Source organism: uncultured Aquimarina sp. (assembly GCF_947496855.1).
Classification (GTDB): Bacteria; Bacteroidota; Bacteroidia; order Flavobacteriales; family Flavobacteriaceae; genus Aquimarina.
Window position 1 is genome coordinate 331,470 of sequence record NZ_CANMED010000006.1, and the last position, 13,547, is coordinate 345,016.

The window sequence follows — 13,547 nt, forward strand, 5'->3', positions numbered from 1 at the left end:
GAGTTGGGTTTAAATAAAATCTTCTTCAGTTGTGTATTCTTTTATTTTTAATTAAAAATAATTTTGTTGCGATTTTAACTGAAAAGTTGTGATGTGTTAATCATCTCGCTTACAATAAATTAACAGTTTTTTAAGTCTGAAAACCGCTAATAATCCATAAATTTCTATTAAATCTAAATAAGAGAAATTATGAAAAAGTCTACAATCCCTGTTAAATATGGTGTTATGATTGCAATTGGACTGATTGCTTATTTTTTAATTTTGTCATTAATTGGGGTTCAAACTAATCCTATTTTTAGTCTCGGTAATGGAATCATAGTAGCATTTGGATTATATAAAGCTCTTAAAGATTATAAACTTGAAAAAGGAAATGCTTTTGAATATCAAAAGGGTTTTATGGCCGGATTATTTACAGGATTTAATGCAACACTTATTTTTACTATTTTCTTTGCTATTTATGTCACTAATATTAACACCAGTTTTCTCCCAGAAATGCTTGCTAACTGGAGCTCGCATTACCATGTAGGCGTAGGTATTGTAGTTTTTGTGTCGGCAATAATGGGTTTTGCAACTACATTCGTGTTGACCCTGTCTTTTATGCAATTATTTAAAGACAGTTGGAATATCAAGAAAAAACATAATTCGCAGCCCATAAAGGCGTAAAATATTTGTTAGTTAATTAATTAAGAGTATATTTGCACCCGCTTATTTTTTGGATAAGCGATAATTTTTATTACAAAATAATTAATTAAACGTTACGCTATGTACGCAATTGTAGAGATAGCAGGGCAGCAATTTAAAGTTGCAAAAGACCAAAAAGTTTTTGTTCATCGTTTAGTAGGAGAAGAAGGAGACAAAGTTTCTTTTGATAAAGTTCTTCTTACTGCAGATGGAGATAAAGTTACTTTAGGCGCCCCGGCTATAGATGGAGCTCAAGTAGGAGCAAAAATCACAAGACACCTTAAAGGTGATAAAGTTATTGTTTTCAAGAAAAAGAGACGTAAAGGATACCGTGTTAAAAATGGTCACCGTCAATCTCTTACTGAAATCATAATTGAGAGTATAGTTGCCTCTGGAGCTACAAAATCAGCTCCTAAAAAGGAAACTAAGAAAGCTGCACCAAAAGCTGAAAAGAAAGTAGAAGCTAAACCTGCTGCTAAGAAAACAGAAGCACCGAAGAAAGCTGCTCCTAAAAAATCAGCTAAAGCGGATGATCTTAAAAAGATTGAAGGTATTGGACCAAAAATCGCTGAAACTCTAAATGCTAATGGTATCGTTACTTTTGCTGATCTTGCAAAAGCTGATCCAAAACAAATTGCTGAGTTTATTAAAGATGTTCGTGGAAATCACGTTCCTGATACTTGGCCTAAGCAAGCTGAAATGGCTGCTGAAGGTAAGTGGGATGAGTTAAAAGAATGGCAAGATAAATTAGACGGCGGGATTGTAAAATAATCTCGTTATTATTAACGATATAAAACCTTAAGAAAATGGCTCATAAAAAAGGAGTTGGTAGTTCTAAGAATGGTAGAGAATCAGAATCAAAACGCTTAGGTGTTAAGATCTTTGGTGGACAAGCTGCCATCGCTGGTAACATCATTGTAAGACAAAGAGGTACAGCACACAAACCAGGTGAGAATGTTTACGCTGGTAAAGATCATACGCTACATGCTAAAGTTGACGGTATGGTAAAATTTACTAAGAAGAGAGATAATAAATCTTATGTTTCTATAGTTCCTTTTGAAGCATAAGGATATTTTCCTTTGTTACATACAAATAAAACCCTTTTCAGGCTAGCTTGAAAAGGGTTTTTTGTTTATTTTAAACAAATAAAACTATTTTCTCATGAGTAAAATTATCAAAATTTCTTGTTGTTTAGTTTTTTTACTAATGACAACGGCTGTGATCTCTCAAGATATCCCGAAGTATGATTATCTAGAAGTTATTGTAATACAGAAAGCTAATAATAGCGGAAGAGTAAAAAGAATAAAAGTTCAAGAACAAAAATCATTAGAAGGAAAACAGATAACGATTAAGCAGCTAGAGGATCTAGAGGGAACTTCTGATTTGCTAAATTATATGAATATTGCTAATTGGGAGTTTGTGGATAGACAATCTGTGGTTTCCGAAGAAAATGATCCAGTATGGATGAGTTATATTTTTCGGAAAAGGAGATAAAGATTAAGGTGTAACATAAAAATAATATCTAAGTAACATTCTATAATAGGTATATCACTAGATTTATGAGATTTTTACTTTTTAGTAAGAGTTTTGTAATAGATTTTTATGAGACAAGAATTGTCGTGGTTACTTATATGTATATTGTTAATTATTTCTTTTTGTAAAGTTGTTGCGCAGGTTGATAATAGCTTAGAAAAGGATAAGAAACAGATTGATGATGCATTACAGATTTTAAGAGTTGAGTTAAGGACTGCACAGAAAAATGGATCACCTATTAGTATTGCTGAGAAGTATTTTCTTTTAGGGGGCTTTTATCAAAATGCAAGAGTATATGACGAGGCTTTAGAACAATATAATAAAGCTGTAGTTTTAATTGAAGAGAAAGACACTCTTTTTGTCCTTCTGAAAAACGAGATAGGTAAGATATATCTCTCTACAAAGAATTTTCCTAAAGCCAAGCAGTATTTTAATCAGAGTCAATTAATATCTTCTAAATTCGGATATAAAAAAGGAGTAGCTATTGCTAAAAGATTACTAGGGTCATGTTTTGAAAAAGAAGGCAATTACCTTAAAGCATTACAATATCAAAAAGAGAGCCTTAAAATATTCTCTGTACTTAGAGATATAGAAGGTGTTGCTGTCGTTAATGAAAACTTAGGAAGTATATATGAAGATTTAGAACAGTATGATGTAGCTTATGAATATTTTAAAAAGTCAAACGAGTACTTTGAAAAAATGGACAAAGCTGGAAAAATCAGTGTTTTTAATAATCTGGGAGATATATGCAGAAAAACTGGCAATTATAGTAAGGCTATTGAATATACCAATAAAGCGCATCAATCGGCGCTATATTTTCAAGATAAATATCAGATTAAAAGTGCCCACAAGGATCTTTCTAAAACGTATAACCTTATGGGAGATTTTAAAAAGGCTTTTGATCATCTTTCTAAAAGTGAAAAAATTAATGAAGAGCTTATTCTATCAGAAAATATTAATCAACTGAATACTCTTCAGGCAATATATGAAACCAAACAAAAAGAAGCTCAAATAGGTGCGTTATTGCAGCAAAAAGAAATTAGTCGGGCGAATCAAAATCTGTTATTAGTTAGTTTAGGTGCTATTATACTTATTGCAGGTGTTCTTTATGTTTATTATAGAAGGAAAGGGAAAGAGAGCTTAAGAATTCAAGAGTTCGAACAAAGAACTTTGAAAGCAGAATTAGAGAAAAAGGAGTTTGAAGAAAAAAATTTACAAAGAGAAATCCACTTAAAGACATCTACATTGTCCAGATATAGTCTTCATCTGTCTCAGAAAAATAAAATTTTATCCGATTTGTCTTCTACCCTATCCAATATAGCGAATAGAAAAGGAATAGACATAAATACTAATATAAAACGTATAGTAAAAGAGATTAATTTCAACTTAAAACAAGAAAGAGAATGGGACGAATTCCATAATTTTTTTAAAGAGATTCATCCAGATTTTACTAAGAGATTATCTCAATTATCAGAAGACAAACTATCACCTGCAGAATTGCGGTTGGGAATGTTGTTACGACTCAATTTATCTTCAAAAGAAATAGCTTCTATTCTTAGAGTTACTCCAGATAGTGTGCGAGTAGCACGTTACCGATTACGAAAAAAATTACCTATCAACCAGAAAGAAGAGTTGGTTAATTTTATGATTGCTTTGTAGTAAAAACTTGAAAAACGCACTGTTCTTTTAGTCTATGTTATTGTAATGTAAATAAATCTTAATTGTTGCCTTGTTGTTTATCGTTATTAAGAAAAATGTTTATCCTTTGTTGCTTTACGTTTTTAAAGTAAAACATTGTGTTACAGTAGTTTTATAATGATTTTAAAAGACTAACAAATGACACCAATCAAATTACTAAAATTAATATCTGTAACGCTCATTTTCTTTTTGAGCACGCAGTTTGTAGAAGCCCAAAAGGGTTCTGTTAAAGGAATTATTACCGATGAGAATGGAATTTCTATGCCAGGAGCTTCTGTTGTAATTAATTCGATAAACAAAGCAACCATTTCTGATTTTGATGGCAAGTTTACACTTGTCAATATAGCGGAAGGCAATTATACAATCTTAGTGAAATACCTGGGGTATGCTGATTTAGAACAAAAAATAAATGTATCCTCTTCTCGAACTACTTTTGTCTCTTTATCGCTAAATACAGAAGGCGTTCAATTAGATGATGTTACTATTTCAGGTTATGGAAATAGTGGACAGGCAAGGGCTTTAAATACACAGAAGAATAATATTAATATTACCAATGTAGTATCGACTGATCAAATAGGTAAATTTCCTGATGCTAACATTGGAGATGCGGTAAAGCGTATTCCTGGAATAACTATGCAAGTAGATCAGGGAGAGGCACGAAATGTTATTGTAAGAGGTCTATCTCCTCAGTTAAATTCGGTAACATTAAATGGAAGTAGAATTCCTTCTGCAGAAGGTGATAATAGAAATGTACAGATGGATTTAATACCATCGGATATGATTCAAACCATAGAGGTTAATAAGGCAGTAACTCCTGATATGGAAGCAGATGCTTTAGGAGGATCCGTAAATCTGGTAACTAGAACAGCTCCACAAGGGTTTAGACTTTCTGCTACTTTAGGCTCAGGAATTAATTTCATTACAGATAAAAGAATATTAAATGGTTCCTTTTTAGTTGGAGATCGATCTAAAAACAAAAAGTTTGGATGGATGTTATCAGCTTCAATTAACGATAATGATTTTGGATCTGATAATATCGAGGCGCAATGGACAGATGAATTTGAGTTTTATACAGGTGTCGATGATGCTGATGGTGAACCAATATTGGATGAGGTTTCTGTAAATCCATATACAAATGAATTTCAGATAAGAACATATTTAGTTCAGAGAATTAGAAGAAGTTTTGCAGCCAACTTTGATTACGAATTTGATAATAACAATTCGATGTATCTGAAAACAATCTATAACTGGCGTGATGATAGAGAAAATAGATTTCGTTTAGAGCATCAAATGCTAGATGCCGAAGATATAGAAGCAGGCGATTTTGAGGTGGTAAATGGGAATCTTACTCGTTTTCCTGTCGAAGTAGCTCGACAAACCAAAGGTGGAATCGATAGTAGTAGGAGTAAAAACCGAAGATTAGAAGATCAACGTATGCAGAATTATAGTTTGGGTGGAGATCATTTGTTCGGAAATGTTAAGATAGATTGGATGGCATCGTTTGCCAAAGCATCAGAGGAAAGACTTAATGAAAGATATGCGGAATATCAATCAGAATATAGTATAATTAATGATAATTCTGATCCAGAATTTCCTTTATATACACCGGTTAATAGTGCCGATGCCAATGATGTGTCCGCTTTTGAATTTGGGGAGATTACTGAAGAAAATCAATATACAGAAGAGCAAGACATTAACTTCTTTGTAAATGCAGAATTATCCTCTGATTTTTTTGGTAATGGTAATGGAACTATAAAGTTTGGAATACGAAGTAGATTGAAAAGTAAATTTAGAGATAATGACTTTTTTGAATTCGATTTAGAAGGAGATTTCCCTACGTTGGCAGATGTTCCTACCCGTAGTTATAGTGATCCTGATTTTCTTGCTGGAAGTCAATACCAAGCCGGATTATATGCAGATGAAAGATGGTTAGGAAGTCTTAGTCTCGTGGATGGAGAATCAGTTCCTGATGAGTTTTTAAGAGCTAATTATGATGTAGAAGAAGATGTGTTGGCAGGATATTTTATGGCTAATCAAAAGCTTTCAGAAAAGTTTAGCGTATTGGCAGGTATTAGGTTAGAGCATACTAAAATTAATGCTACTGGAAATCAAATTGAAGATGAAGAGAATAGGGTTGGTGAAGTAACAGAAGAACAATCTTATATAAACGTGTTACCAGGAATACATTTGAAATATGATCTTAATTCGCAAACCGTTTTTAGATTTGCTTGGACCAATACATTAGCAAGACCCAATTATGTTGATTTAGTGCCATCTCTTGATGTATTGTTTGGGGATGAAGAGATTGTTACAGGTAACCCTGATCTTGATCCAACTACTTCTACGAATTTTGATGTAATGGCCGAACATTATTTTAAATCAGTTGGAATACTATCTGGAGGTTTGTTTTACAAAAAAATAGATAATTTTATTTATACGTTTAGAGGAGAAACCGAGGATGATCGATTTGGTACGGGTACAGAGGGGTTTGATATTTTTCAGCCGCTTAATGGAGAAAATGCTTCTATTTTTGGAGTAGAGTTATCCATTCAGCGCCAACTAGATTTTTTACCTGGCTTTGCTAAGAATTTTAGTGTATATCTTAATTACACATTTCTTACTTCTAGTGCAGATGGAATCCGAAATGAAGATGGAGAAGAAAGATCAGATCTCGACCTCCCGAATACATCACCAAATATGTTCAACGGATCTTTAGGATATAACAATAATAAGCTAAGCTTACGATTATCTGCTAATTTTTCTGATGCATATATAGATGAGATAGGTGGAAATTCTTTTGAAGATAGATATTATGACAAACAGTTTTTTCTGGATTTCAATGCCAGTTATGCCATCAACAAGAATTTAAGTGTGTATGCGGATTTAAATAATATTACAAATCAACCATTACGTTTTTATCAGGGAATATCAGAAAGAACAATGCAGGCAGAATATTACGAAAGACGCCTTACTTTTGGTTTGAAATATGATCTTTTTAAGAAATAATACTGATACTTTATTTTATGAAAATTTATAGACTAATTCTTGTAGTGAGTGCTTCACTTATTATTTCGTGCGATAAAAAAGAACCGTTAATCCAACCAGATTTGATTACAGAAAAAGTGTTACATGATACTGATGATCCTGCTATATGGGTTCATCCAACCGATCCTTCAAAAAGTATAATTTTTGGAACTGATAAAGATACTAATGGAGCTATTTATGCCTTTGATTTAGATGGGAAAATAATTCCTGAAAAAGTGATCAGAGATATAAAATACCCAAATAATATCGATTTGGAATATGGATTTAGGTTAAATGACTCTACTACAACAGATATTATTGTTTTTACTGAAAGAGAAAAAAATCAAATCCGCTTGTTTTCGGTTCCAGATATGAAACCACTTGATGGTGGTGGTTTTCTTGTTTTTGAAGATGAAAAAAACCTAGAGTTAAGAAGACCTATGGGAATAGGTTTGTATAAAAATCCAAATAATCATAGTGTTACTGCAATTGTAAGTAGAAAGTCAGGACCCGAAAATGGTTACCTATACCAATATCAATTGGTAAGTGATAGTTTGGGAGTACACGCTAAGTTAGTTAGGAAATTTGGAAAGTTTAGTCAGCAAAAGGAGATAGAAGCGATAGCTGTAGACGATGAGCTTGGATTTGTATATTATTCTGATGAAGGTGTTGGTATTAGAAAATATTATGCAGATGCTGAGATGGGAAATGAAGAATTGGCTTTTTTTGGAGGTGAATTTTTTAAAGAAGATATTGAAGGTATTGCGATTGCTTCTAAAGAAAATGGTCATGGTTTTTTAATTGTGTCTGACCAGCAAAAGGGACAGTTTAATGTGTTTTCTAGAAAAGATAATAGCTATATTAAAGCAATAAATTTAGGAACTACGGCAACAGATGGATGTGATGTAGTTACAATTCCCTTGGGTGCTACTTTTACAAAAGGACTTTTTGTAGCAATGAATGAACAAAAGGATTTTTATCTCTACGACTTAGGTAGATTGGGGTTGTAAACTTATTCATACGTTTAAGCTAATAAAAAAACTCCTTGTCTAGAACAAGGAGTTTTTTGTAACATATTCCTGCTAAAAACTTAAACTTAATTTTAAGTGCAGGAATTATAATCTGATTTTAGTATCTGTAGTGTTCTGGCTTGTATGGTCCTTCAACAGTTACACCGATATATTCGGCTTGGTCGTTACGAAGTTCTGTTAACTCAACACCAATTTTAGCCAAGTGTAGTTTTGCTACCTTTTCATCTAAATGTTTTGGTAGCATATATACATCATTTCCGTAGTTTTTACTATTTTTCCAAAGCTCAATTTGTGCTAAAGTCTGGTTTGTAAATGAATTACTCATTACAAAACTTGGGTGACCTGTTGCGCATCCTAAGTTTACTAAACGGCCTTCAGCAAGAATGATTATATCATTTCCATTTACATTATACTTATCTACTTGAGGTTTAATAGTGTCTTTAGTATGCCCGTGATTTTTATTTAACCATTCCATATCGATTTCGTTATCAAAATGTCCGATATTACATACAATAGCTTTGTCTTTTAAAGCTTCGAAATGACGAGCTTGAACGATATCTTTATTTCCTGTTGTAGTAATTAAGATATCACTATTTCCAATAACGGTTTCCAGTTTCTTTACTTCAAAACCATCCATAGCAGCTTGTAAAGCACAAATAGGATCAATTTCAGTTACAGTCACAATACTTCCTGCACCTTTGAAAGAAGCTGCTGTGCCTTTACCAACATCGCCGTATCCACAAACAGTTACTCGTTTTCCTGCTAACATAATATCTGTTGCACGACGAATAGCGTCTACAGCACTTTCTTTACAGCCATACTTATTGTCAAATTTAGATTTCGTAACGGAATCATTAACATTAATAGCAGGCATTGGCAAGGTTCCATTTTTCACACGCTCATATAAACGATGCACTCCTGTAGTAGTTTCTTCTGATAGACCTTTGATTCCATCAGCTAGTTCTGGGTAGCGATCTAAAACCATGTTTGTTAAATCTCCACCATCATCAAGAATCATATTTAATGGTTTACGATCTTCTCCAAAAAACAAGGTTTGTTCGATACACCAATCAAACTCCTCTTCATTCATACCTTTCCAAGCATATACAGGTGTTCCCGCATCTGCAATAGCAGCAGCAGCTTGATCCTGAGTAGAGAATATATTACAAGAACTCCATGTTACTTCTGCTCCAAGAGCCTGTAATGTTTCTATTAACACCGCAGTTTGAATAGTCATATGAAGACAACCTGCAATACGAGAATCCTTTAGAGGTTGCTCGTCTTTATACTCTTCTCTAAGTGACATAAGACCCGGCATTTCAGCTTCGGCTAGTTCGATTTCTTTTCTTCCCCATGCGGCTAATGAAATGTCTTTCACCTTGTAAGGAACATAAGGTACTGTTTTGGTACTCATAGTATCTGTTTTATGTTTATGAAGTGCAATAATTTTAGTATTTCGCACTAAAATATTCTAAATTCGTCTACTGAAAATCATGCTATTTGTTCCTGATTTTCGGTTTGCAAAGGTACATAATAACTTTAATAATTCACATGCCTCTTTACAAAACTATAACAGTCGATCAAAGTACTAATATATTGATTTGGAAGATAGAAGAATCTTTTGAAGTTCTATCTGAAGGGATTCAGTTAACGAATCATTGTCAGAATAGAGTAGATAACATGAAATCTGATATGCATAGAAGAGGTTTTATGAGTATTAGGCATTTATTAGCAGTTTTCGGGTATACAGATTATGATTTATACTATGACGATTTTGGAAAACCTCACCTAAAAGATGGAAAACAAATTTCGATAACGCATTCTTATGAATACGCTGGAATCATTGTTAGTGATAAGCTTGTAGGTATTGATATTGAGAAACAACGTGAGAAAATTCATCGGATTGCTCATAAATTTGTGGAATCAGAACAAGAATTTGTGAGCAAATATGAAGAGGAAGAAAAAACACGTGTGTTAACCATTATTTGGGGAGCCAAAGAATCTTTGTATAAATTGTATGGAACTGCTGGATTGAGTTTTGAACAGAACATTCATATTATGCCGTTTGATCTAAATATGCCATTTACAGCGGGAACTATAAGTCATAGGGATAACATAAGTCATTATGATATTACTTTTACGGAGTTTGATGGTTTTACTTGTGTGTACGCACTTCCATATGTTTAACTTAACATAAAACAGAAATTTATACCAATGCAAATATCAATAGAATTAACACTTACCCCTTTACAAAATGATTTCGAAAAACACATTATTCGATTCATAAAAGAATTGCGAGCTTCTGAATTTACAATCTTAGAAAATCCATTAAGTACTCAGGTATATGGAGAGTATGATAAGGTGATGCCTTTTTTGACTTCGGAAATTAAGAAGGCGTTTGGAGATATGGAACACGTTTTAGTATATATGAAAATGGTAAAAAGCAATAGAAGCGACTATGAGCCAGATTTTTGATTTTCTTTTTGGTCAATATGCGGAATATTCTACACTAGATATTTCTTTAGAAATTACAGCAGTTTTATTTGGAATAGCAAGTGTTTTTTTTGCTTGGTTTAATAAAATATGGGTGTATCCTACCGGTTTAGTAAGTACATCAATTTATGTGTATTTACTTTTAAAATGGGCTTTGTTAGGTGATATGATGATAAACGCCTATTATTTTATAATGAGTATTTATGGTTGGTATATTTGGACAAGAAAAATAGATGAAACACATACGACTCCTATTTCCAGAACAAATTCTAAAGAAAAAATTATAGAAATAATAATTTTTATTATAACATTGATTTTTGTTTATATAGTATATAAAGCATTTGATAAATGGAATGACTGGACCGCGTATGTAGATACATTTACGACAGCTATATTTTTTGTAGGGATGTGGTTGATGGCTAGAAGAAAAATAGAGAATTGGATTTTCTGGATAATTGGTGATATTATTTCTATTCCTTTATATTTTCACAAAGGATTTACGTTTACCAGCTTTCAATATTTGATTTTTACAATTATGGCAATTCAAGGATATTTAGCATGGAAGAAAAGCTTAGACAAAACACTAGTAACAGCATAAAGATAGTATTGTTTGGTCCAGAATCAACAGGTAAAACTACTTTGTCTAAGCAATTAGCTAAACATTATAACGCTTCTTTGGTCCCAGAATATATGCGAGAGTATCTTCAGAAAAAATGGGACGCCTATAAAGAAGTATGTACTTATGAGGATTTGATTCCAATTGCTGTGGGGCAAATGAAATTAGAAAATGAAATCATAAAAGAATCGGACAGAATACTATTTTGCGACACGAATCTTCTTGAAATAAAAGTGTATTCTGAAGCATATTATAATGGGTCAATTCCCGAATTAATACGTAAATTTTCATTAGAAAACAGCTATGATTTGTATCTTTTAACTTATATTGACACACCGTGGGTTCCTGATGATCTAAGAGATAAACCACATGAGAGAGAAGAAATGTTTTTACGTTTTAAAGAATCTCTGGAAGAAAACAATTGTAATTACATCACATTAAAAGGAGATTCTGAATCTCGTTTTAAAAAAGCAATAAAGACTATTGATCAATTAATAGATAAGTAACGTGAATATTACCGATAAAGATATTAAGCTGATTACATCCAAAGGCTTAACTGTAGAGAAAGTATTAGCACAAATCGAGACATTTAAAAATGAAATTCCTTTTGTAGCATTAAGAAGTGCTGCTAGTCTTGATAATGGGATTTTAAAGTTTTCTGTGCATTACCAGGTTGAATTAACTAAGTTATATGAGTCTAGATCTTCTGATCTGGAGACGATCAAATTTGTACCGGCTTCTGGCGCTGCTACCCGAATGTTTAAGGAATTATTTAAATTTTTGGATAACTATGAGTATGAAAAAGAAAGTTTAAACTCTTATACCAATCACGAAAAGGCAAATGCAATACGACTTTTTTTAATAGGCTTAGAAAAATTTCCCTTTTATGATATAGTAATACAAAAAATAAAGAATTCTTATCCTAATTTTGAATCTCTTTCAGAAGGAAGACAGCTTTATATTTTCGTAGAAATGATGCTGAAAGAAAAAGGGTTGAATTTTGGAGTATATCCAAAAGGATTACTGCCATTTCATAAATACACAAATAGTATATCTACTTCTTTTGAAGAACATTTGTTTGAGGCTGCAGGGTATAATAAAAATGTCAAAGGAGATTCTAAGTTGCATTTTACGATTTCTAAGGAACATCTAGATGCATTTAAAGATGAATTCGAAAGGATAAAGAAAAAAGTAGAAGAAAAAACAAATACTAATTTCATAATTACATATTCTTTTCAAAAGTCAGAAACGGATACTATTGCAGTTGATAAAAATAATGAGCCATTTAGAACGGAAGATGGCTCTATATTGTTTAGGCCAGGGGGTCACGGAGCATTGATTGAAAATCTAAACGACCTGGATGCTGATATCGTCTATATTAAAAATATAGACAATGTTGTAGTTCGTAAATATCAAGATGAGGTATCGGGATATAAAAAGGTACTAGCAGGTAAATTAATCGAAATTCAGGATGAAGTTTTCAGAATATTAAGTGCTATTGATAAAAATGCTCCATCAGAAGCTGAGCTCAAAGACATAAAGAAATTTTTGGTACAGCAACTTAATGTTAGGTTGCCTTTGGATTTTGATAAGTTTGCTGAAAAATATAAACTTCAATTTCTAAAAGAATCATTAAACAAACCCATTAGAGTATGTGGGATGGTAATCAATGAAGGAGAACCTGGAGGAGGCCCTTTTTGGGTAAAAAGAGAGAATGGAAGATTGGTTTTGCAGATTATTGAAACCCCGCAAATAAATACAAAAGATAATAGACAACAAGATATTTTAAAAAGCGCAACGCACTTTAATCCTGTGGATCTAGTTTGTGGTGTTCGCGATTACAAAGGAAATAAATTTAATTTACTTGATTTTATTGATCCGGATGCTGGTTTTATAACCACAAAATCTCTTAACGGAGAAGTCTTAAAAGCATTAGAGTTACCAGGGTTGTGGAACGGTGCGATGGCTAATTGGATTAGTGTTTTTGTAGAAGTACCATTGACTACGTTTAACCCTGTGAAAACAGTGAACGATCTATTAAAATCAGCTCATCAGGTGAAACTTTTTTCGTGAATATTTCGGTAATCATAAATGAATTGAAATTCAAAGCCACTAGAAGTTCTGGTGCCGGTGGTCAGCATGTAAATAAAGTTTCTTCTAAGATAGAGCTTAGTTTTAGTATAATAGATTCTAAAGGCGTTACTGATGAAGAAAAGTTACGAATTACTAATAAATTAAAATCACGAATTACTAAATCAGGCGAATTAATTTTACAATGTGGAGATACAAGAAGTCAACACAGAAATAAGGAGCTTGTAATTAGTAGATTTTTAGAGATTATAAAAGCAAGTTTATATATCCCTAAACTAAGAAAGGCTTCTAGACCATCTAAGTCTTCTATTAGAAAACGTTTGGAAAACAAAAAAAGACATGCGTCTAAAAAATCTAATCGTAAAAAACCTTTTATATAA

At 32.4% G+C, this 13,547-nt stretch carries 14 protein-coding genes; 13 read left to right on the forward strand and 1 reads right to left on the reverse strand.

The genetic code is table 11. The features are described from left to right. Window positions 1-189: 189 nt before the first annotated feature. The 7 genes from Q0921_RS18850 (at window position 190) to Q0921_RS18880 (ending at window position 7,946) form a co-directional block, all read left to right on the forward strand. On the forward strand, window positions 190-663 hold the full coding sequence (locus tag Q0921_RS18850; protein ID WP_299259622.1) for a DUF4199 domain-containing protein: 474 nt from the start codon (window positions 190-192) through the stop codon (window positions 661-663). A gap of 99 nt (window positions 664-762) precedes the next feature. Next, window positions 763-1,452: a 50S ribosomal protein L21 gene (gene rplU / locus Q0921_RS18855; RefSeq protein WP_299259624.1), complete on the forward strand. Its 690-nt coding sequence runs from the start codon at window positions 763-765 to the stop codon at window positions 1,450-1,452. Window positions 1,453-1,487: 35 nt separating this feature from the next. Then, a complete protein-coding gene (rpmA, locus tag Q0921_RS18860) occupies window positions 1,488-1,748 on the forward strand; it encodes a 50S ribosomal protein L27 (protein ID WP_118459983.1) in 261 nt (86 codons plus the stop codon). A gap of 94 nt (window positions 1,749-1,842) precedes the next feature. Further along, entirely contained in the window at window positions 1,843-2,175 is a 333-nt protein-coding gene (locus Q0921_RS18865; protein ID WP_299259626.1) for a hypothetical protein, read from the forward strand. A 108-nt stretch (window positions 2,176-2,283) separates the two neighbouring features. Next, complete coding sequence (locus tag Q0921_RS18870) at window positions 2,284-3,873, forward strand: tetratricopeptide repeat protein (protein WP_299259628.1); 1,590 nt, start codon at window positions 2,284-2,286, stop codon at window positions 3,871-3,873. A 177-nt stretch (window positions 3,874-4,050) separates the two neighbouring features. Further along, on the forward strand, window positions 4,051-6,918 hold the full coding sequence (locus tag Q0921_RS18875) for a TonB-dependent receptor (protein WP_299259631.1): 2,868 nt from the start codon (window positions 4,051-4,053) through the stop codon (window positions 6,916-6,918). A 17-nt stretch (window positions 6,919-6,935) separates the two neighbouring features. Continuing rightward, the gene (locus Q0921_RS18880; protein WP_299259633.1) at window positions 6,936-7,946 is read left to right on the forward strand and encodes a phytase; all 1,011 of its coding nucleotides are present in this window, start codon (window positions 6,936-6,938) and stop codon (window positions 7,944-7,946) included. A 118-nt stretch (window positions 7,947-8,064) separates the two neighbouring features. Here the strand turns inward: Q0921_RS18880 and ahcY are convergent, their stop codons facing one another. Continuing rightward, window positions 8,065-9,381 carry an adenosylhomocysteinase gene (ahcY, locus tag Q0921_RS18885; protein WP_299259635.1) on the reverse strand — a complete coding sequence of 439 codons (1,317 nt, stop codon included), beginning with the start codon at window positions 9,379-9,381 and terminating at the stop codon, window positions 8,065-8,067. Between the two features lie 137 nt (window positions 9,382-9,518). Here ahcY and Q0921_RS18890 point away from each other — a divergent pair, with 137 nt between their 5' ends. The 6 genes from Q0921_RS18890 to arfB are packed head-to-tail and all read left to right on the forward strand — an operon-like array spanning window position 9,519 to window position 13,547. Continuing rightward, entirely contained in the window at window positions 9,519-10,154 is a 636-nt protein-coding gene (locus Q0921_RS18890) for a 4'-phosphopantetheinyl transferase superfamily protein (RefSeq protein WP_299259637.1), read from the forward strand. A gap of 27 nt (window positions 10,155-10,181) precedes the next feature. Next, a complete protein-coding gene (locus Q0921_RS18895; protein ID WP_299259639.1) occupies window positions 10,182-10,442 on the forward strand; it encodes a hypothetical protein in 261 nt (86 codons plus the stop codon). Further along, window positions 10,426-11,058 carry a nicotinamide riboside transporter PnuC gene (gene pnuC, locus Q0921_RS18900; RefSeq protein WP_299259641.1) on the forward strand — a complete coding sequence of 211 codons (633 nt, stop codon included), beginning with the start codon at window positions 10,426-10,428 and terminating at the stop codon, window positions 11,056-11,058. The genes Q0921_RS18895 and pnuC overlap by 17 nt, the downstream gene beginning before the upstream one ends. After that, on the forward strand, window positions 11,019-11,582 hold the full coding sequence (locus tag Q0921_RS18905; protein ID WP_299259642.1) for an ATP-binding protein: 564 nt from the start codon (window positions 11,019-11,021) through the stop codon (window positions 11,580-11,582). Before pnuC ends, Q0921_RS18905 begins: the two co-directional genes overlap by 40 nt. A gap of 1 nt (window position 11,583) precedes the next feature. Next, a complete protein-coding gene (locus Q0921_RS18910; protein ID WP_299259643.1) occupies window positions 11,584-13,149 on the forward strand; it encodes a DUF4301 family protein in 1,566 nt (521 codons plus the stop codon). Continuing rightward, window positions 13,146-13,547 carry an alternative ribosome rescue aminoacyl-tRNA hydrolase ArfB gene (arfB, locus tag Q0921_RS18915; RefSeq protein WP_299259645.1) on the forward strand — a complete coding sequence of 134 codons (402 nt, stop codon included), beginning with the start codon at window positions 13,146-13,148 and terminating at the stop codon, window positions 13,545-13,547. Before Q0921_RS18910 ends, arfB begins: the two co-directional genes overlap by 4 nt.